At 46.3% G+C, this 21,099-nt stretch carries 13 protein-coding genes; 7 read left to right on the plus strand and 6 right to left on the minus strand.

The annotated features are described in order from the left end of the window. Positions 1–106 precede the first annotated feature (106 nt). Positions 107–1,093: a DUF3187 family protein gene (locus L5M37_RS12640; RefSeq protein WP_263200645.1), complete on the plus strand. Its 987-nt coding sequence runs from the start codon at positions 107–109 to the stop codon at positions 1,091–1,093. A gap of 281 nt (positions 1,094–1,374) precedes the next feature. Here L5M37_RS12640 and L5M37_RS12645 read toward each other — a convergent pair whose 3' ends face one another. Next, positions 1,375–1,959, minus strand: a complete 585-nt coding sequence (locus L5M37_RS12645; RefSeq protein WP_113940009.1) for an FxsA family protein — start codon at positions 1,957–1,959, stop codon at positions 1,375–1,377. 225 nt (positions 1,960–2,184) lie between these two features. Between L5M37_RS12645 and cutA the strand changes: the two genes are divergently transcribed. From cutA to L5M37_RS12670, 5 genes are all read left to right on the plus strand, one after another. After that, positions 2,185–2,508 (plus strand): divalent-cation tolerance protein CutA, encoded by a 324-nt coding sequence (cutA, locus tag L5M37_RS12650; RefSeq protein WP_263200646.1) that lies wholly within the window; start codon positions 2,185–2,187, stop codon positions 2,506–2,508. Then, on the plus strand, positions 2,505–4,340 hold the full coding sequence (locus L5M37_RS12655; protein WP_263200648.1) for a protein-disulfide reductase DsbD: 1,836 nt from the start codon (positions 2,505–2,507) through the stop codon (positions 4,338–4,340). The genes cutA and L5M37_RS12655 overlap by 4 nt, the downstream gene beginning before the upstream one ends. A 181-nt stretch (positions 4,341–4,521) precedes the next feature. Then, on the plus strand, positions 4,522–6,177 hold the full coding sequence (locus L5M37_RS12660; RefSeq protein ID WP_263200650.1) for a cation:proton antiporter family protein: 1,656 nt from the start codon (positions 4,522–4,524) through the stop codon (positions 6,175–6,177). A 295-nt stretch (positions 6,178–6,472) separates the two neighbouring features. After that, positions 6,473–7,618 (plus strand): galactokinase, encoded by a 1,146-nt coding sequence (galK, locus tag L5M37_RS12665; protein WP_263200652.1) that lies wholly within the window; start codon positions 6,473–6,475, stop codon positions 7,616–7,618. Between the two features lie 190 nt (positions 7,619–7,808). Beyond that, entirely contained in the window at positions 7,809–8,843 is a 1,035-nt protein-coding gene (locus tag L5M37_RS12670; RefSeq protein WP_263200654.1) for an aldose epimerase family protein, read from the plus strand. A 133-nt stretch (positions 8,844–8,976) separates the two neighbouring features. Here the strand turns inward: L5M37_RS12670 and L5M37_RS12675 are convergent, their stop codons facing one another. After that, positions 8,977–9,381, minus strand: a complete 405-nt coding sequence (locus L5M37_RS12675) for a hypothetical protein (RefSeq protein ID WP_105251357.1) — start codon at positions 9,379–9,381, stop codon at positions 8,977–8,979. Positions 9,382–9,871: 490 nt separating this feature from the next. Continuing rightward, a complete protein-coding gene (locus L5M37_RS12680) occupies positions 9,872–10,873 on the minus strand; it encodes an NAD(P)H-quinone oxidoreductase (RefSeq protein WP_131524395.1) in 1,002 nt (333 codons plus the stop codon). 409 nt (positions 10,874–11,282) lie between these two features. Here L5M37_RS12680 and L5M37_RS12685 point away from each other — a divergent pair, with 409 nt between their 5' ends. Then, positions 11,283–14,390, plus strand: coding sequence for a M9 family metallopeptidase (locus L5M37_RS12685; RefSeq protein ID WP_263200655.1), 3,108 nt, complete (start codon positions 11,283–11,285; stop codon positions 14,388–14,390). A gap of 158 nt (positions 14,391–14,548) precedes the next feature. Here the strand turns inward: L5M37_RS12685 and L5M37_RS12690 are convergent, their stop codons facing one another. The 3 genes from L5M37_RS12690 to L5M37_RS12700 form a co-directional block, all read right to left on the minus strand. Continuing rightward, complete coding sequence (locus L5M37_RS12690) at positions 14,549–16,366, minus strand: sel1 repeat family protein (protein WP_317630094.1); 1,818 nt, start codon at positions 16,364–16,366, stop codon at positions 14,549–14,551. Positions 16,367–16,565: 199 nt separating this feature from the next. After that, the gene (locus L5M37_RS12695; RefSeq protein WP_263200658.1) at positions 16,566–19,637 is read right to left on the minus strand and encodes an efflux RND transporter permease subunit; all 3,072 of its coding nucleotides are present in this window, start codon (positions 19,635–19,637) and stop codon (positions 16,566–16,568) included. Then, positions 19,637–20,851 (minus strand): efflux RND transporter periplasmic adaptor subunit, encoded by a 1,215-nt coding sequence (locus L5M37_RS12700; protein ID WP_263200661.1) that lies wholly within the window; start codon positions 20,849–20,851, stop codon positions 19,637–19,639. Before L5M37_RS12700 ends, L5M37_RS12695 begins: the two co-directional genes overlap by 1 nt. Positions 20,852–21,099 lie beyond the last annotated feature (248 nt).

Here is a 21,099-nt window from a genome sequence, read left to right on the forward strand (position 1 = left end):
AAAACTTTATTGCTTCAAACAGACAAAATTTAAGTCATTTATACATAACATCAGCCTCACTACAAAACATTGCTTTTAATAGAGATTAGCTAAAAAAGAGTTTTCGATGAAATATGCAAAGAAAATTTTATTTGTGACTATTAGAGCACCTCTAATTTATACGGTAATATTTTTACCGAGTACTTTCGCAGAAAATATCAATTATAGTCATTATGGGCCACTTCGTGTGCATGCCCAATCACCTACACAGGCGGGTAGCTTAACGCCTCTACTTCGTTCAGGATTTGCACTGCCTGAAGGGAAAAAAGAGATATACGGATCTGCAACAGTAGCAAGTGTATGGGCTGAAACTGACGATTACTATGCTGACTATTATCATAATTCTCTTAATGGCGGAATAAAGTGGCAACTCACTGAAAAATGGATGTTTGATACTAATTATAAGTGGAGTTTTAGTGGGGATAACCATCTTGACTCGGTCACTATCTGGTTTCATGATGCATTTGGTGTGGGTCAAAATGGCCGCGACAATACAATCAAAGACAAAAACCAAATATTTTCAAAGAATGGTATAAATCAACCTGATCTTTCTGGCGATACGCTAACGAATGCCCTAAATTTCTATTTAGAATATCAATTGCTTAGTGAGGATAATTATGGTTTATCAATTGGTGGCAGCTTATATTACAATCATGTTAATTCTGGCCCATTTGTAGATAACCGTTTTGAACAAGCATTACAACTGAATTATAGCTATACATCTGGAATACATCATTTTTACTCCACAACAGGTATAAGCTTTAGACAAAATGATGAAAGTCTATCTGGAATAGACTATAAAGATCATGCAGTAATGTTATCTTTAGGTTATGAGTATTTAATAGGACGCCATGGTTGGCTTATTGAATTACATCATTATGAAGGTTTACTCAAAACAGATAATGACTTTTCAAAACCTTCTCACGAAGTATTTCTAGGCTATAGGTATTATCTGAATAACAGTGCAATTGAATTTACTATCGTCGAAAACCTACTCAACATGGACAACAGCACTGATATTGCTTTTTCTCTTGGGTACAGAGTCATGATTTAAAAATACCTTACTTTATCGCATGAATGCGATCAAAAAGCTTTTCTCTAATATCATGTTCACTCTTATGCTGAGTGAGCGGGTTATTAGGATTGGAATTTTTTAAGAGTGAAATGGCGATTACGGGGGAAGTGAACCAGCGGCACAGGTCAGATTGATTCAGTCGGCCACTGGTATCTAAGGGATATTAGGGAGAAAACTCAAGCGAATAAACGCGATAATCAACTGAGTTAATCCAATAACAAACTAACTCAACAAGCGACTAAGACAATACGAGACTCATACTAAGACTTAGGGTCTTTGTCCTGCGCTTTATCAGAGAGTTGATGGCTAGCGGGTTTGATATCACTTGGATCGACTTTATGTTCAAAGTCTCCCTCAAACACATTACCGTCCTTTTTCACACTATCATCAAATGGCGCTTGGCCAAATGGGTCCTGTGGCTTAGGCCCAAAGGGACCTTGGCCCGCTTGAAAGCCACCGTGCATTGTGCCCTGTAAACCGGCAACAACCCGTAACTGCATGCGTTTGAACAACAAGGCTGCAATGGGGCGACGGGTTAATGGCGTCAAGAATAATAGGCCAATGGCATCGGTCACAAAACCGGGAATCACGAGCAAGATGCCCGCCATAGCTAACATCATACCTTCAACGATTTCTTGCCCCGGTGCTTCACCGCGAGCGAGTTTTTGTTGTACTTGCATTAAGGTGTTTAAGCCTTGGCTGCGAACCAGAGAGACCCCGAGCACGGCGGTAAAGAGCACTAAACCTATGGTCGTCCAAGTGCCAAGCACTTCACCCACACGGATCAGCACCGACAGCTCTATTACTGGGATCAGCACAAAGAGTAAAAATATAATGAAAAACATACCGACCTCAGGTTTATCTGACTATCTCTGTAAACTAAATGGGGGTTATCCGGTCTTAATTCAAGTCAGGATAACCATTAGGACCAAGTAAGGGAGCAAAACACTGATATTTAGCTCACCCTTTTGTTAACCCGCTAATGTATGAGACCATTAAAACACGTAAAGTAGCCTAACGGAGTTGGCTTAAGCGAACTTTAAGATTCTTAAGAGACGATACCTAACACTATGCAGCATCAGTATTTAGTGGTTAGCACTACCTGCCCCGATGAAGTACAAGCCAATACTTTGGCCCGAACTTTAATTGAGTCGCGTATTGCCGCTTGTGTTCAGATTTCCGCCCCGATACGTTCAATTTATGCTTGGGAAGGAAAAATCTGTGAAGAGCAAGAATTTAGCTTACAGATTAAATGTTTACAAAGTCGATATACAGAGTTAGAACAACTTGTGCTTAGGCTTCACCCTTATCAAGTACCCGAAATTATTGCCGTGCCTGTGACCCACGGGCTACCAGCCTACTTAGATTGGATAAAAGACAACACTCAGCCATGAAAAAACTACTCAGCCTTATTTTCACTTCTTTATTGCTTCTTGCGCCCTTAGCTCATAGTGAAGGGGTGTTCGGTACCAAATTCGACTTCATGAAGGGTGAGCCTGAATTGATGCCTGTCGATCAAGCATTTGTCTTCGATTCCAAGCAAGAAGGTAATCAGGTCAAACTCAATTGGGTGATTGCCGACGGTTACTATATGTACCGCGACAAGCTTAAATTTAGCGTCAATGGTGCCGAGTTAGGCACGGTCGCTCTACCAAAGGGAAAGCCCCATGAAGATGAGTATTTTGGTAAGCAAGAAGTCTATTATACCTATGTCGATATTCCCGTTGGTTTAAAACAGGCCGATGAAAATGCCACGCTCACAGTGACCTTTATGGGTTGTGCCGAAGGTAAATTGTGTTATCCACCGACCAAACATGAAGTCGTTTTAAAGGCGATTGCAGCCAACGATGGTTTAATTGCAGGCGCCGAATCAACCACGACGACTGAGCAAACCAGCACTGAGCCAAGCACTGCCGATAAAGCCAATACGCAACCCATTACTCAGCAAGATACCCTGAGCCAAATGCTGTCGAACGACAGCTTAATTTGGACTTTAGTGATTTTCTTTGGTCTAGGTGTCGGTCTGGCATTAACGCCCTGCGTATTCCCTATGTATCCAATTTTGTCGGGTATTATTGTCGGCCAAGGGCAAAAACTCTCAACCGCAAAAGCCTTCACCCTGTCAATGGCTTACGTCCAGGGCATGGCAATCACTTACTCTATCTTAGGGTTAGTGGTTGCATCGGCGGGACTAAAATACCAAGCGGCATTACAACATCCTGCCGTATTAGTCGTACTCGCGATTTTGTTCTTTGTGCTCAGCTTATCTATGTTTGGCCTATACGATTTGAAACTGCCATCGAGCTGGCAGGAGAAGATGAACTCAGTCTCGAATAATCAAAAAGGCGGCAACTTAGTTGGCGTGTTCTTGATGGGCGTGATTTCTGGCCTTGTCGCATCACCTTGTACTACCGCGCCGCTGTCGGGTGCGCTCGTTTATGTGGCCCAAACCGGCGACCTACTCCAAGGTTTCTTAGCCCTGTATGTACTCAGCATGGGTATGGGATTACCTCTACTGATTATCGGCACCTCAGGCGGTAAATTATTACCGAGAGCCGGCGCTTGGATGGACATCATCAAGACTATCTTCGGATTCCTGCTGATCGCTGTATCTATCGTGATGCTTGGCCGTATTTGGACAGGCGTAGTATCCGATGTGCTTTGGTCACTGTGGGGCGTAAGCTTCACCGGCTACTTGATGCATCAGAACAAACTCAGTGAATTTAACTGGAAACAAACTGTACGTTCAGTGCTATTAATGCTGGCGCTACTGGCGAGCTTCTCCTACGGATTCCAAGCTGTGATGGGACACTTTGGTTTTAATAACAATTCCGTAGGCACTGCGGCGACGACCCAAGAAGCCCATGGCTTTAAACGTATTAAATCCATTGAAGATCTTGAGCAAGAAATTGCAGCCGCTACCGCCCAAGGTAAGCCTGTGATGCTCGATCTGTACGCCGATTGGTGTGTTGCCTGTAAAGAGTTTGAGGCCATTACCTTTAAGGATGCCGACGTGTTAGCCCGCATGAATAAAATCGTGCTGCTACAAGCGGATGTGACTAAGAGTGACAAGGTCGATGTGGCCTTACTCGAAAAATACAATGTGCTTGGTTTGCCTACACTGTTGATGTTTAACGAACAAGGTGAGCAAAGGGAAGATTTACGCGTGACAGGTTTTATGGGCCCCAAAGATTTTGCCACCCATTTGGATCATCTCGTGAAATAGTGACGATTTAGGCTTAGACCACCAGAGTGATTTAGTTCGCGCGTGTTTTAACAGCCAAGTGTATTTACCGCAACACCAATAAAAAGCGGACTTTTTTCATTAAAAGTCCGCTTTTTTATCCAAGTGTCATAGATTTCTTATACAATCACTTACAATTTTAGACTTTTTAGATTGGAGCATCATGGAACCAGGCATCCTCATTATTACACTCATCTGCGGCATGCTCGTCAGCCGTATAGGACTCCCTCCGCTCATCGGCTACTTAGTGGCAGGCTTTGTACTGTTCATCTTAGGAATAGATAAAGAAAGCCTGCCATTACTACAAGAACTCGCCAGCCTAGGCGTCACTTTACTGTTGTTTGCCATAGGGTTAAAACTCGATATTCGTAGCCTGTTCAAGGCCGAAGTGTGGGCGGGTTCGAGTGTGCACTTAGTGCTCTCGATCGTGATTTTTGTGCCGATTCTGAAACTCTTCGGCTTACTGGGCTTAAGCCAACTCACGAGTCTGAACCTAGAACAACTGACGTTAATTGCCTTCGCGTTAAGCTTCTCCAGCACCGTATTTGCGGTCAAAGTGTTAGAAGATAAAGGCGACGTGCAATCCCTCTACGGCCGTGTCGCTATTGGTATCTTGATTATGCAGGATATCTTCGCCGTACTGTTTTTAACCATTTCTAAAGGCGATGTACCTTCGGTATGGGCCTTTGCATTACTCTTACTGCCACTGGCTAAACCGCTCATCTATAAAGCGTTCGACCGTGTCGGCCACGGTGAACTCTTAGTGCTCTTCGGCCTAGTCATGGCACTCGTGGTTGGCGCTTGGTTATTTGAATCTGTTGGTTTAAAACCCGATCTCGGCGCACTGATTATCGGTATCTTGTTGGCGGGCCACAAAAAGTCCTCCGAGCTGGCAAAATCCCTGTTCTATTTTAAAGAACTCTTCCTCGTTGCCTTCTTCTTAACCATAGGACTCAATGGCTTACCTACGGTATCGGATATCGTCCTCGCGGCGCTATTGGTGTTGTTAGTGCCACTCAAAATTCTGCTGTTTGTTTACATTCTTACCCGCTTTAAGCTGCGTTCGCGTACTTCTATGTTGGGCTCATTTAACCTAGGTAACTTCAGTGAATTCGGTTTGATCGTCGCCGCAGTAGCCACCTATAAAGGTTGGTTACCTCCCGAGTGGCTAGTGATCATCGCCGTGGCATTAAGCTTTAGTTTTTTACTCGCCGCGCCACTTAACGCCACCGTCGGTAATATCTACCAGCGATTCCAGCAGCGTTTAATCAAACTTGAAAAACGCCCGTTACACCCAGAAGACAGACCGATAGCCATTGGCAATCCACGCTTTTTAATCTTAGGCATGGGCCGTATTGGTAGCGGTGCCTATGATGAACTCAGGGAACAATTTGATGGGGAAATTCTCGGTATTGAACACAAGCAAGACTTAGTCGACTTACATAAAACAAAGGGTCGCAATGTAGTGCAAGGTGACGCCTCAGATACCGACTTTTGGGAAAAACTCGACAGAGCACCTAATCTTGAACTGGTACTGCTAGCCATGCCGCACCACGCGGGAAATATGTTTGCAGTTGAGCAACTCAAAAAACTGAATTATCAAGGCAAAATCAGTGCAATTGTGCAGTACAGTGATGATGCCGCGGCGCTTCGAGAATCGGGTGTACACAGTGTGTACAACCTGTACGAAGCCGCTGGTGCCGGTTTTGTGGATCATGTTATTTACGAGCTATTGCAAGACTCAGAGAAAAACGCCGCTCAAGCGGAAGATACTGTACAAGTGCCTGATCCTAAACTTAATGTGGAGCCACATAGTTAAGTGCCTGCTAATGCTGCATTAAATTAAAATCACGCCATAACAGGTCGCACAAACGAGCAGTAACATCCTCTGCTAGTTTGTGCGGCATCCAACTAAATGCTGACTAATCGTTACAAATCAATTAACTAGATAAAACACTCAATACGCTATTTTTCCTCCTCATCCCAGTATCGATTTACTCATTGTAGCCTATCGCCATTTCAGCAAAAAATCTCAGTTACATCACTGACTCAGTCGTGATATAAATCGATGACGGTAACGAAATTAGCTCAGCTTTTTTGGAATTTTTTACAGCATGTCAAACCCTGCGCAACGCGCCACTAAGTTATTTGTCCAAACCTTTGGCACTAAAGCCGACGATTTATATCAAGCCCCAGGGCGCGTCAATCTGATCGGTGAATACACGGATTACAACGACGGTTTTGTACTCCCGGCAGCCATTAATTTTCATACAGTGATTGCGGTAAAACGCCGTGACGATACTAAGTTTCGAGCCGTCGCCGATGCGTTTCCCGGACAAATTAAAGAGTGGGTTTTCGGCCAAGAAAACGACATGGACCCGCAAGATGGCTGGGTGAATTACCTCAAAGGTTTTACTGCGGCTATGGCGCAAACTGGCTTATTAGCCAAGGGCTTAGACTTAGCCATTGTGGGCGATGTGCCACTTGCCGCAGGTCTTTCATCTTCAGGTGCACTCGTTGTCGCCTTCGGTACAGCCATTAGTGATACCAGCCAACTGCATTTATCCCCAATGGCAGTGGCGCAACTCGCACAGCGCGGCGAGCACAGGTATGTTGAGTCGGCCTGTGGCATCATGGATCAAATGTGCAGCGCCATGGGTGAACAAGACCATGCACTCCTGATTGACTGCTTAGATCTCGATAGCGAAGCCATTCCCATTCCAGAAAACCTAAGCCTTATTATCATAGATGCCCATATCGAGAAACAACGCTTAGCCGCGACCAATGAACAACGTCGCACTGAGTGTGCACAAGCGGCAGAGTACTTTGGCTTAGATGCACTGCGTCACCTCGATTTACGCCAACTAGAAAGTGCAAAGGCCGATTTAAATGAAGTGCTATACCGCCGAGCGAAACACGTCGTCACTGAGAACCAAAGAACTCAAAATGCTGCCCGCGCCCTAGAGCAAAATAACATCCAAAAATTCAGTCGTTTAATGGCTGAATCCCATGCTTCACTGCGTGATGATTTTGAAGTCACACTGCCCGAATTTGATACTTTAGTTGAAATTGTCAGCCAAGTGATTGGCGAGCGGGGCGGCATCCGCATGACCGACGGCTGCGTGGTCGCCTTGGTCGACCATGAACTGACTGACGCTGTTGTTGCCGCCGTTGAACATGAATTCTTCGAAAAAACCGCCATCGATGCCACAGTGTATTTATGTTCCGCCAGCGCTGGCGCGGGGCGCATAGATAACTAGCCAGAACAGGCAATTTGCTAGAACAAGCACTTAGCCGCACTTAAACCAAAGACAACCGAATAGAGTGACTACGCCGTCGATAACATACGAATTCATCACTGAACTTTATGCTGTTGATGGCAAATAATAGGGTTAACATACTCATTTAACACAATAAGCAGTGAGCATATTCAACACAGAGGGAAGCTAAATGGTACGTTTCAGTGTTTTGGATCCTTGGACCGATCCCCGCGGCGGTGAAATCGAACGGGTTCGGATCGACAACGGCATACTCGCATTAGAAGTCATCAGCTTAGGCGGCATTATCCGCGCTCTGTGGACCCCAGATAAACACGGCGAACGTGCCAATATCGTCTTAGGTTGTGATAGCGCTGAAGATTACTTGACCCAATCGGCTCACTTAGGTGCCATTGCAGGCCGCTTTGCAAATCGCATCGCTAACGGCAAAATGCACTATCAAGGTCATGATTATCAATTAGATGTCAACCAAGCGACTAACTGTTTGCACGGCGGCCGTGAGGGTTTTAATCGTAAAAACTGGCAACTAGGTCAACTCCCCGATGGTGTGCGTTTGACCTTAATGAGCCCAGATGGCGACATGGGCTTCCCCGGTAATTGCACGGTTCAGCTGGATTACCGTCTCGCAGGCAATAATTTGTACGTAGAAATCTTAGCTTCCGTCGATAAAGCCTGTCCCGTAAGCCTCACCCAGCACAGTTATTTCAACCTCGATGGTTCAGAGACCAATCACGAGCATCTGATGCAAATCGATGCCAAGCGCTATCTGACCATGAACGATGTCAGTGTTCCCACTGGGATTGCCGATACAACTGGGTCGATTTTCGATTTAAGTCAACCAATACGCTTAGGTGACAAGCTGCATGCCGCTGAACTCGCAAGCACTCGCGGTTATGATCACTGTTATATGATGAATAATCCCGATGGCTCACTCGCCCGTTTTGGCTGTTTAAGCAGCCCCATTAGCGGTCGTGCTATGACGGTTTATACTAATCAACCGAGTGTGCAGCTGTACTGTGCTAATTTTTTAAATGGCACAGTAGGTCGCAATCAACAGGTATTAAATCAACATCATGCTGTGTGTTTAGAGCCGCAAATGCTGCCAGACTCACCGAATCAAGGCGAACGCTTTGGTGATGATGTTTGGTTAATGTCAGGCAAGGTTTATCACCACATCAGTCGTTATCAGTTCGATGCCGATGCGTAGCTATTCGCAATAAAAATTGAGAAAACGAGGAAAGCGCGGTTTAGCAGAAGGGAATAAATAAAGCGATAAGGAATAAAATAAACACTACTTTATTCCTTACACTCACAGTGTTAGCCCTTAGGCCGACACTGTGTTAATCATCAAAATCATCGCCCCAATCATCGTCAAAATCCACGCCAACGGCATCAGATTCGACTTCTGGTTCAACTTCAGGCTTCGCCTTACGTACAGGCGCAGTTTCCTTCACGTTGTTCAAGTCAATGCGAGCTTGATGTTTACTCATAAATTGAGATCTTGCCGCCTTCCATGCACCACCAAACTTAGCCTCAGCAGCTTTTAACGCAGCCTCATCTAAGTCGTATAGGTTCACTTTGACTATATCTTCCACATACTCAATGATCGCATCGCGATCGGTATTGTATAGGTAGATACGTCCTGGGGAGGCATCGGGCAGCTGGTTGTCATGGACGACAATCGCGTTGCCTTTCGATGTTCTCAGCTCACCATACCAAACCTGTTTCTTTGCTGTGTTATACATATATGCTAATACCCTTAAATCAACACATACACCATGAGTTTTTTAGCCTGAATAAGCGAAGCATCGCTTGCTTTGATCCACGAATAGCGCCTGAAAGTCTCTGACGTTTTCAACTGGGTATTTTTACAGAATATTTCCGATAATCAATGCCTCATACCATGAAATTTTCACTAATTACGTATTAATTTCTGCCAAAGTACCCAAAAAGTTTAATCATTAACGACTTTAGTCTAAAAAATCGACGCGGCAAGTTTTATTCCCAAGAAAAAGCAATCATATCTATGGTGTTTGATGAGTCATCAACGTTAACAATTCGAGGTTGCTGTAAAGTTAACCATCAAGGTTATCCATGAAGATTTAATTACAGCGCTACAAACTCATATTTACCGAACAATGACTAAGCCACTATGATGTCAGAATGTCTTCTAGATTGACTCGAATGGCAGCGACTTAAAGCAAATATGTCGCTGCAAAACCAAGTATGCCTAGCTCAAATGACAGTCAGTATGACTTTGCCCCTGTGCTCACCCGACTCCATCAAAGCATGGGCTTTAGCGGCCTGTGCTAATGGAAAGGTGGCAAAAATATTGGGGACAATTTTATGGGCGTTTAACAACGGCCAAACTTTCTCCAATAATTCAGCAGCAATGGCGGCTTTGGCCTCCACGCTCTGCGGTCTTAGGGTCGACCCTGTCCACATGATACGTTTTGCCATCAGGCGGAAAATCTCAACCTCGGCTTTAGGCCCCCGTTGCATGGCTACCGACACCATACGCCCGTCCATCGCTAAGGCTTGTAAGTCGAGATTGATAAAATCGCCACCCGCAATATCAAATACCACGTTTACGCCCTTATCTTGAGTGAGTGCCATCACAGGTTCAACAAAGTTTTGAGTACGATAGTTGATGACTTCAGCGGCGCCAAGACTCAAGCAATAATCGCGTTTCTCATCCTGTCCCGTCGTCGCTATCACTTTTGAACCCAGCGCACTGGCCAACTGAATAGCCGTACTCCCAATGCCACCTGAGCCACCATGGATCAGTACCGTCTCGCCCGCTTTCAGTCCCGCACGCATAAACAGGTTACCCCATACGGTGAAGAAGGTTTCTGGCAGCGCAGCTGCCTGCACATAACTAAAACCCGTCGGGATCGGCAAACAATGGGCAGCATAGGTGAGCACATACTCGCCATAACCGCCGCCCGGCACTAAGGCACATACCTTATCGCCAACTTGCCATTGGCTCACGCCATCACCGAGGGCACAAATATCCCCAGCAACCTCAAGACCAATAATCGGTGATGCACCCGGTGGCGGTGGATACGCGCCCACCCTTTGTTTAACATCGGGGCCATTCACTCCTGCTGCATGCACGCGAATCAACACTTGCCCCGCCGCAGGGACAGGCAAAGGTGAGCGCGATAGCCGCATCACCTCGGGCGCTCCAGGTTGCTCAACATGAATATGGGTGTACTCGCTTGGTAAAGCTGACATAAAAGCTCCTGTGAGAATGGCACCAACCTAATAGCAGATTGCTATGCTTAAACGGTTCGTTTGCTAAACCTTAATGCGGCTAAGCTAGCGCAATTTCAAGCCAAATAGCCACAGTTATTCCATTCTATATTCCATCACACTCAATCAAGCGGCTGACGTTAACCATTTGAACTGAAAGCTGAACCTAAGCTGAACAGAAAAGATGTATCAAAAAAATATTATGACAAATACTAGATATATTAAAAACTTACAGCCATTATTCTGAGGCATTATTTGCTGGCTGCGATGTTTGTCGCGCTATTGTTATCACGCAAATAATCCAATGAGGTTTGATGCAAGTCTGTGTTAAATGCATCAAATAACGCCCAAGGAAGATCTGCTTTGCAGACTAGATAACTACGGATACACAATGAAAAACACACTACTCTTCGCAGCAATTAGCTTAGCGATTGCAACTCCCGTTCTTGCCCATAACACCCATGCAAGCCCCCCATTAGGCAACAACAGTTCACCAGCTCAACCCGTCCCGCCACCGCCCTCTGCACCGATTAGCTTAATTGAATCACATAGACCACTGCTACGGGAGACGCCATTGATGGCATCCCCTAATGATCCGACGATGACAGAGCAGCCTAAGATTCATTCACGCCAAAAACGTCAGATAGAGGTCTCGGAACACCCCCCACTTAAGTTGCAGAATCGTAGCGCCGCGATGCAAGTCAGCGACTGCAGTGACTTTGTTGGGAAATCAGGTCAGGCACTAGTCAATGAACTGAGCCAATCTACGCCCGAATGTGTCGGTAAACTCTATAGCCTCAAAGGCAGTAGCGCGACTGCACTATTTAGCGAGGCCAATGTGATCAGTGTTGCCAATGCCATTGCCACTAAAGCAAAGGACTACACTGGGGTCGATATTCAGCATCTTGAGTCCCATATTTACTTTGTCCGCGCCGCCCTCTATGTGCAGTTTTACAGCCCAAATGATGTGCCCGCTTACAGCAATGCTGCTAAGGTCAGCTTAAAATCTGCCCTTAATGCGTTATTTGCGAACGCTGCGATTTGGACAGTCTCCGATGCTAATGCTGGCGTGTTGAAAGAAGCCTTAATCCTGATTGACTCAGCCGAGCTCGGCGCCGATTTCAATCATGTCACTATCAAAGTGCTTACGGACTATGATGCTAATTGGCAAGCCAGCTTCGCCATGAACGCCGCAGCCAACTCAGTGTTTACCACCTTATTCCGCGCCCAATGGAATGATGACATGCAGGCGCTGTTCGCGCGTGATCAAGGGATTTTAGATGCGCTGAATAACTTCCAACTCGAACATCGCAACTTGTTAGGCACCAATGCAGAGTACCTTTTGGTCAACTCAGTTAAAGAGTTATCTAGGCTGTATTACATTGATGCCATGCGCCCGCGAGTGACCCAGCTGGTCAAAAACATCCTCAGCAGCACCAGCAAAACCGAACCGAGCAAAGTGCTTTGGTACGCGGCGGCAGAAATGGCAGACTATTACGATCGCAGCCATTGTAACGATTACAATATCTGTGGTTTTAAGGCGCAGTTAGAAGCCGATGCTTTACCTTTTAATTGGAAATGCTCCGACAGTCTCAAGATCCGCGCCCAAGATCTCTATCAAGATCAAGCCAAGTGGGCCTGTGATGTGCTAACCAGCCAAGAAAGTTATTTCCACAGTAAACTCGAAACGGGCATGCAACCCGTGGGGCAGGATAACAACGATGACTTAGAGCTAGTGATCTTCGGCAGTTCGTCTGAGTATAAATCCTTAGCCAACAGTATATTTGGTATCAGTACCGACAATGGCGGCATGTATTTAGAAGGCTCACCCGCCGGACTCAAAAATCAGGCACGTTTCATCGCCTATGAAGCCGAATGGCGCACGCCGGATTTCCACGTCTGGAACCTGCAACACGAATACGTACACTACCTCGATGGACGCTATAACCTGTTTGGTGACTTTAGTCGTGGCACTTCGGCCAATACCATTTGGTGGATTGAAGGCCTCGCGGAATACATCTCTTACCGTGACGCAAACCCTGCGGCAATTGCCATGGGCGAAACCGGTGAGTTTATGTTATCGACCATCTTCAAAAACAACTATGAATCTGGCCAAGACCGCATCTATCGCTGGGGCTATCTGGCGGTGCGTTTCATGTTTGAACACCACAGGGACGATGTGAGACAGATTCTGGCCTACCTACGCAACGATCAATATGCAGAATATCAAGCCTTTATGGATAATATCGGCACACGTTACGATAACGAATGGCAGGGTTGGCTCGCCAGTGGTTTAAGCACGGCTGACGATGGCATAGTCGATAAGGGCCCGAGTGATGTCGACGCTGAGCCTAGTGGCCGCGAAGGCAACTGGACAGGACCAGCAGGCACTATCAGTAAGGATTACTCGCCTTGCCAAGTGACTAACGAAGCCTACCGTTACACAGAATCGGCCAGCCTGAAAATTGATGTGCCGATGGAATGTATCGATTCAAAACTCGGCCGCGCCAGTTTCAGCTTCACCAATACCGATCGCACAGCCCAAGAGCTTTGGATCAAGATTGGCGGTGGTTGGGGGGATGCCGACATTTATTTCGATTCTAGAGGCTGGGCAAGCCCTGAGCAAAACCAAGGCGCTGGTATCGGTAATGGTAATTATCAAGTGATTAAGGTGCAGTTAAACCCTAACGAGTATTGGCACTACATTACCTTATCGGGGGACTTTGGCGGCGTCGATATGCAAGTCAGCACCACTGAGCTATTTGCTGATATCGACCCCGATCTGGGGGATGGCGGCGTGGATCCTGAGCCACCAGCCAATTGCGGCGCAGCGACCTTAGATTACGGTAAGCTCACCCTAGGCAAAAATGAGTGCATCAGTGGCGGGCGTAACAGCTTCTACTTCTGGGTTGAGGAAGATGATACCCAGTTCACTATCACCACTAAGGGCGGCTCTGGGGATGCCAATATTTACTTCAATGCCAGTCAGTGGGCCGACGCAGATAATGCCGATGCAAAGAGCTCTCAAGCAGGAAATCAAGAATCGCTTAGCTTCAGCGCCAATCGTGGCTGGCGTTATATCACGATTGATACTGCCACTGAGTTTAGCGGCGTAACACTGACCTTAAGCACAGGCACGAGTAACACACCCGATCCGGTGCTCATTGCCAACGCCTGCGCGACGCAATCACCCTTAAGTTATGGTGAGCTCAGTGCTGGCAAAGCCATTTGCACCGCCGATGGGCGCAACGATTATTACCTTTGGGTACCAGAGGGAACTAATCAGCTAAGCATCAACTCCGCCCACGGCAGTGGTGATGTTAGCCTGTTTTCGGGGACGACTTGGGCGAATGCTCAACACTTCGATGCAGCCTCTGTGACACCCGCCAACACGCGGGAAAGTATCACAGTCAATGCACCAAACGTGGGTTGGTATTACATCACAGTGCAGAGTGAGCCCCAGAGTGCGGGAGTCGCACTGCAGGTTGATTTACGCTAGTTTGATGACTTGCATCGCTTAAGTAAGCAGTTTTAGCCATTACGCATAAATCAAGCATTTGAATAAATAGCAAAATCCCTGCTTCTGCAGGGATTTTTATTGAAGATAAGCTGAATAAGCGACACTGACGTCATAGAGTCTTTAGCGGCAATACGTTATTAGCGCATCCCTTCGAGCACTTGCACTCTCTCCTTGGCCCTTGCTGCATAGTCGTTTGAAAACCGCTCTGCCATTTCAATGCTCTGCTGATAAAGCGTTAACGCTGCTTTTGCATCGGCCGGTCCACCCTCGCCTTTATCTAACAGGGTTGCGAACTGGAAGTAAGCATTGCCTAGAATATCCGCTTGCAAGCCTTGTTTGGCACCCAAGGTTGTCACTTTTTCTAACCAGTATCTCGCGTTAACCGTATCTCGATAGGGTTCCAATAACAGGATATTGGCAAGTTCAGCGGCGGCGTAAAGATCTCGCTCGGCGGCAATTATCCAAAACTCCTCGCTCTGCTCAAAGTCCTCTTTAAAGTAGTAATAGGTTTCGGCGGCATCTCGCGCTAAATCAGGTTGAGCTTTAACGCTTTGGCGATAATTTTCCAATGCCGTTGTAGCATTAAAATAGGGCGAACAAGATAACACTTGATAAAACGCCATCAGACTTCTTGCCTCAGGCAACCCTTGGTCAACTAGCTGATTTAACTGCTGCCATGCTTGCGTTTCACGAACCTTATCCGCACCTGTATTAACCAAGCCACGCTCGATAACCGATAAAGGTAAACGGATTAACTCAAGCTTTGCCGCGTTATCGCCAAAACTCGCGGCGCGCTCCAGCCAATAGATCTTTTCATCGGCACGCCCCGCGTAACCCGCTTGATCTCGCATCCAATGCAGCGCCTCAATATCGCCAGCTTCAGCGGCTTCACGGTAATATTTCTGTGCCTTAATTTTATCCTTGGGTAAGGCGTGCCCAAGCTCATAGATACGTGCCAAGAAGCGCTTATCTTCGGCCTTGGCACTCTGAGCTAACGTCTTGATTTGAGATTCAGGTTTACCATAGGCATACAATTTCACATCACCGTTAGCATAAGTATATTGAGTACCATCGGGATAATTCACCTCAACCGTATCAGGCTGATACCAAACATTGACCTCATACTGTTCGGCAATCTGTGGATTAAAATTCACCCGCATCACAGCCTCATCACCGCGACGAACCGCTTGAGTATAAGGACTAGCCCATAGGCTAGAAATTTGCTGCAAACTACTTTTCAGCCTAGCCTCGAAGGGTTTGTCTTCCTTAGGAGAATGAATAAATACTGGATAGTAAACTGGTGCTAAAGATAATGGCGTAGTCGCAAGCAACGAATTATCCGCCTCGCTACCCGCATAAATTGGATCGATATTAAGTTCATGACTTAAATAAAAATCATCGTGGGGTGACACTTGAGTCGGCAACGTCGTTTGGCTAGCAACTTGTGCCGCATCCACAACAGAAGTGCGCTGCAACTTAGCAAGGTATTGTTGTTTAAGTGCTTTAGCCCTTTGCCACAACGGATGGTTCGGCAGTATTGTCACATCGAGCATTAAATCCTCAAGCCGCCACTGACAATCGCCGCCACCGTTCAAAGCTAAGGGCAGCGAAAACTCACTCGCTTTGCTACCACTGCTAATCACTTGTCGCAGCACTGAGGTTTCTTCGAATGTCGCGCGGTAGGGATTAGCAATATCACCACTGGGAAAACGGATTTCCTTTCGGGTACAAACAGATGAAACGTAATAACCGACAAGTTCTAATTGCGTATTAGCAGGTAATACACCAACAAACTCGAAACGCGGACTGTCTACAGGTGCAGTCACTTGATCGACGGGCAACTCACTACGAAATAAGGAATCCCAAAAAGAGGCCATGGCGGGAGAGGCAAACATCAATCCAGCCGAGCAAGCCAAATATAAAAAAGCCCTATGAAAGCAATGTAACAAACTCATAATGCCAGCTCTCCGTCGCTGATGAGGCTAATCCACTCGCACTTAAACACTCGCTTAAATACAACAAAGATCATTAAGTTATCGACAAAAAATTAAGCCAACGCGTTTAGCCGTTGGCTTAAATCATAACGTATTTACAGGCAAGTTGAACCCATGCCTCTCAGCCTAGGGGCGATAAACCCAGCGCATAAAACTCAACTTAAGCACTTCGCAGTCTAGCAAGCACATCCTTGGCCTTCAATTCAGCCATAGCGACATAGGCCACAGGCACTACAAATAACGAGAAGAAAGTGCCCGCTAACAGACCTCCGACTAAGACTAAACCTATGTTAGCTAACCCTAACGAGCCCGGTCCCGATGCCAAGGCTAAAGGAATCGCACTTAAAATCATGGTTAAAGACGTCATTAGAATCGGTCTTAAACGAGATTTGGCACTGCTTCGCGCCGCCTCAATCGCACTCAAACCTTGGTCTTGTTGCTTATTGGCAAACTCCACCAGCAAGATACCGTGTTTAGTCACTAGCCCCACTAAGGTTAATAAACCAATCTGCGAATAGATATTCACACTCTGGCCAAACAAGGCTAAGGTCAATAAGGCACCGACAATACACAAGGGCACAGTCAGTAAGATAATTAAGGGATCGACAAAACTTTCGAACTGCGCAGCCAAAATCAAATAGATAAACACCAATGCCAGCAAGAATAGCGACTGAGTGCCCGCCTGCGAATCCATAAGATCCTTTACCACGCCATTGTATTTAAAGCCTTGGGCATCATTAAGCAATGTCGGCAATTGTTCATCTAAGTAGGTTTTGATTTCATCAGTTGAATAACCGGGCATAATATCTGCCGTCAATTCAGCGCTATCAAGACCCATAAACGTCTTAATGTTAGATTCTGCCGTAGTCTGTTTAATCGACACAAATTGCGACAATGGCAGTGCTTGCCCAGATTCTGAAGTGACATACAGCTTATTCAACACTTTAAAATCACTCAGTTTGTCTAAGTTTACTTGCACTTGAATAGGATAAGTAAAACCATCGGTAGCATGTAAGTCCGCCGCCTTCACTGAGCCAAGGAAGGTAGAAAGCGCATTAGTGACATCACCATAACTCACACCTGAGAGGATAATGGCGTTGCGATCGATAGACAGATCGTAGCGTAGTTGATCCCTAAGCACTGAGTTACCCACGTTATTCAGGCCAGGATAATCCTCGAGTAACTTTTGCACTTTGGCGGCGGTTTTGCTGAGTTCGTCCTTATTCCGATCTAAGGTCGTCAGCTCTAAACGCAAGTTATTGGCAATATTAAGATTATTCGCTGAGCGAATGCTAAACGACATGTTATAGGCAGAAACGTTTTCCTTTGATGTTGTAATCAAGTCGCTGATCACATCATCTATACCCTCACTGCGCTCACCCCAAGGTTTGAGTAGTACATGGTTCACTGGCTCTCCCTCGATATAGGACAAGTTAGCCCCAACCGCGGGATGCTCATCCATCACGCTATTAAGCTCAGCATTGTGATTGAGATGATACTGCCGACCGACACCGGTAGGACCATTAGACGCCACATCAATAAAGCCAGAGTCCTCCGCAGGCAAGAGTATTTTGGGTAATTGCCAGTAAGCAATACCCGCAAGACCCACCAAAACCACAGCCGCGCCAAACATCAAACGCTTGCGAACAAACCACTTATTCAGCTCATTGATATACAAATGATTTAACTGCTGCAGCGCATTCTCGACTCGGCTAAACCATTTAGGGTGTTGCTCAGTGGTATTGATAAGATAAGCGCTCATCATAGGCGACAAAGTTAACGCCACCACGCCAGAGATCATCACGGCCGCTGCTAAGGTAAAGGAGAATTGCCGAAACAGATCGGCGGTTAAGCCCGACATTAATCCGATCGGCAGATACACGGCGGCGAGCGTTAACGTCATGGCAATGATAGGGAAAATGATCTCCTGACAGCCTTTAATCGCCGCATTGAAAGGCGTTTCACCGTTTTCAATATGGCGATAGCAGTTCTCGACCACCACAATGGCATCGTCCACCACAAGGCCAATGGCCAAAATAATCGCCAGAATAGTCAACACATTGATACTAAATCCGAGCGCCGACATCACAGCAAACACCCCAATCACGCACACGGGAATGGTAATAATGGGGATCGATGCCGCCCGCAGGCTACCCAAAAATAACACTACAATCAGCGAAACTAAGATCACTGCTTCAATCAACGCAGAAAACCCTTCGTCGATGGAGGCTTCAATAAAATCAGCTTGGTTGTAGGCCAAGTTCATTTCTAAGCCTTGGGGTAAATGTTTTTGCATGCGTGCAATTTCGGCTTTAATGTTCGAAGCCACTGTCACTGGGTTAGCGTTGCTCAGCGGTAAAATCTGCAATGACATTGCACTATGTCCACCGATAGACAACATACTCGGCGACAGACTTTCCTCGCCCATCACCACATCGGCAACATCGGACACACGGATGATCTTACCCTCGCTGACCTTAATCACCAGATCCTTCACGTCTTCAAGCGTTTCAACTTGATTCAAAGGGTTAATCGAGAAATCCCGCGACTTACCTTTGATCGCGCCCGAGGTAAAACTGGCATTGTAGGAGCCTAACGTGCCCACCACATCGGCAGCTTTAATATTCAACGCCTTCATTTGTTCAGGATTGAGCCAGACTCTGACCGCCTTTTGTGAGCCGCCATAGGGCCCCCAAACAGCACCAACGCCTTGAACTTGTTTGAGTTGCGGTACTAACTGCTGGCTAATGTAGTCGTACATAGCCTGCTTTTCCATGCCTCCCGCGTTCACAAAGGTGATGATATTACTGGCAGAATCTGTGGCCGAGGTATCGTCGGTGACTGTGGGCTTATCTATCATGCTCTGGGGGAAATCGTTAATCCCTTCGACGCTGCTACGCAACTTGTTCATTAAGTTGGTGTATTCAATATCGCTAGCGTCATCATTGAATTTAATCGTTAATGAGCAACGCCCCTCGCTACAGTCGGTCGACATAGTATCGACTTTATCTATGCCCGAAGCCGCAGCAATCAACTTATCGGCCACGTTGCTCGACATAAAATCGGCGCTCGCCCCTGCAATCGACGCATTTACAGATGCCGAGTGGGTGGTATGCTCAGGGAAGTATTGGATATCGAGTTTTTGAAAGGCAATCAAGCCCAGTAACACAGCCATAATACTGAGTACGGAGGCGAAGATAGGATGACGAATACAGACTTCGGGTAAACGCATTATTCAGCCACCTCAATATTGGGAGTAGCGCCTGAATCAGCACCTTTGTCAGCACTTGATGTTGCCGGTTTATCTGCAGTGTTTCTATCCTGCACGACTTTGATCTTGCTATCAGACTTGAGGTTTTGCATACCCGTTTTAACGACTAAATCGCCTTCGGCTAAACCTTCAGTCACGACGGCATAACCGTCATTCGTATTTTGAGCGAGTTTAACTACTTGTTTTACTACGCTATCGCCCTGCACTAGCCAGACAAAACGTTCATCGTTATTGGCAATAATCGAATTTTGCGGCACTAACAGACGTTTAATCCCCAGACTATAGAACTGCTTAATGTTGGCGAACATGCCAGGAGCAAGCTTAAACTCAGGGTTTTCAAGGGCGGCATGCACTTCAACCCGTCCAGAGCTTTCATCTACCGCAGGGGCAACATAGTTAACTAACCCTTTGAATACCTTATTACCATAGGCCTCAACAGTCACATTCACCTTTTGGCCCTTTTGCGCCTTGCCTAAATCCTTCTGACTGATGGCATAACGCACTTCGACCGGATTTAAACTATAGAGGGTGACTAAGGCCGTACCAGCACCAATTTGACTGCCGATAGACTGACTAAAGCTGGTCAACTGACCATCGAAGGGAGCCTTGATCAGGTAATCGTTCATGGTGGCTTGTTTCTGGCGAAAATCCGCATCGGCCAGATTCACATTTTCCCGTAGCTCATCCACATCTTGCTTAGCAAGCGCAAAGGGTTCTTTAATCAGTAAATCTTCGATACGCTCCAGCTTAGTTTTAGCCAGTGCTAAGGTGCTCTTGGCTTTGTCTAAATCAGCCTTGGCTTTAATGTTGTCCTGCTCGGCAATCACTTGACCTTTAGTCACTTTGTCGCCGTTACTAAAATGAATCGCGCTAATTTTTTCGCTAGCATTAAAGTTCAGCGTGGCTGAATCGATAGCGTTGATTTTACCGACTTCATTCACTACATCGGCAAAGGACGTTTCTTTAACGGCCTCGACCGTCACAGGGATGATGTCGACCTTGTCCGCCGACATCACGGCCATAGGGGCTAAAGCGAAAACACTCGCCAGTAGAAACGGCAAAGGCGCGAATAAGGGCGCCTTTGGGAGATGATGGGGATGGCTTTTTAATGAAATATCGCATGCACTGCGTGCTTGTTCAGTTACTCTTTGTATAAACAGCGTTCGTGTAAACATAGTATGCAAACCTATCGTTCTTACTATTCAACGGACATCCTATCCGACAACAGCAAACCGGATTGAACCCAAAACTAATACCAAGTCCCCCAAAGTGCCTGTTTCAGCAATTTGAGGTTATTTGGGTATACAGCCTATAGGCTTAATCCCAGTCAGTGCCAGTAAAAACTCGGTTACACAACCAAACAAAACAATAACTTAACGATAAACTTAATAGTGAGCACTTAAATCACACAAACAACCATAAA

Source organism: Shewanella sp. SM69, assembly GCF_025653985.1.
In the GTDB taxonomy this organism is placed as follows: Bacteria; Pseudomonadota; Gammaproteobacteria; order Enterobacterales; family Shewanellaceae; genus Shewanella; species Shewanella oncorhynchi.

Coding starts and splice junctions, on each gene's coding strand:
- L5M37_RS12640 (WP_263200645.1), top strand. CDS start 107: ATGAAATATGCAAAGAAAATTTTATTTGTGACTATTAGAGCACCTCTA.
- L5M37_RS12645 (WP_113940009.1), bottom strand. CDS start 1,959: ATGTTTTTCATTATATTTTTACTCTTTGTGCTGATCCCAGTAATAGAG.
- cutA (WP_263200646.1), top strand. CDS start 2,185: ATGCAGCATCAGTATTTAGTGGTTAGCACTACCTGCCCCGATGAAGTA.
- L5M37_RS12655 (WP_263200648.1), top strand. CDS start 2,505: ATGAAAAAACTACTCAGCCTTATTTTCACTTCTTTATTGCTTCTTGCG.
- L5M37_RS12660 (WP_263200650.1), top strand. CDS start 4,522: ATGGAACCAGGCATCCTCATTATTACACTCATCTGCGGCATGCTCGTC.
- galK (WP_263200652.1), top strand. CDS start 6,473: ATGTCAAACCCTGCGCAACGCGCCACTAAGTTATTTGTCCAAACCTTT.
- L5M37_RS12670 (WP_263200654.1), top strand. CDS start 7,809: ATGGTACGTTTCAGTGTTTTGGATCCTTGGACCGATCCCCGCGGCGGT.
- L5M37_RS12675 (WP_105251357.1), bottom strand. CDS start 9,381: ATGTATAACACAGCAAAGAAACAGGTTTGGTATGGTGAGCTGAGAACA.
- L5M37_RS12680 (WP_131524395.1), bottom strand. CDS start 10,873: ATGTCAGCTTTACCAAGCGAGTACACCCATATTCATGTTGAGCAACCT.
- L5M37_RS12685 (WP_263200655.1), top strand. CDS start 11,283: ATGAAAAACACACTACTCTTCGCAGCAATTAGCTTAGCGATTGCAACT.
- L5M37_RS12690 (WP_317630094.1), bottom strand. CDS start 16,366: ATGAGTTTGTTACATTGCTTTCATAGGGCTTTTTTATATTTGGCTTGC.
- L5M37_RS12695 (WP_263200658.1), bottom strand. CDS start 19,637: ATGCGTTTACCCGAAGTCTGTATTCGTCATCCTATCTTCGCCTCCGTA.
- L5M37_RS12700 (WP_263200661.1), bottom strand. CDS start 20,851: ATGTTTACACGAACGCTGTTTATACAAAGAGTAACTGAACAAGCACGC.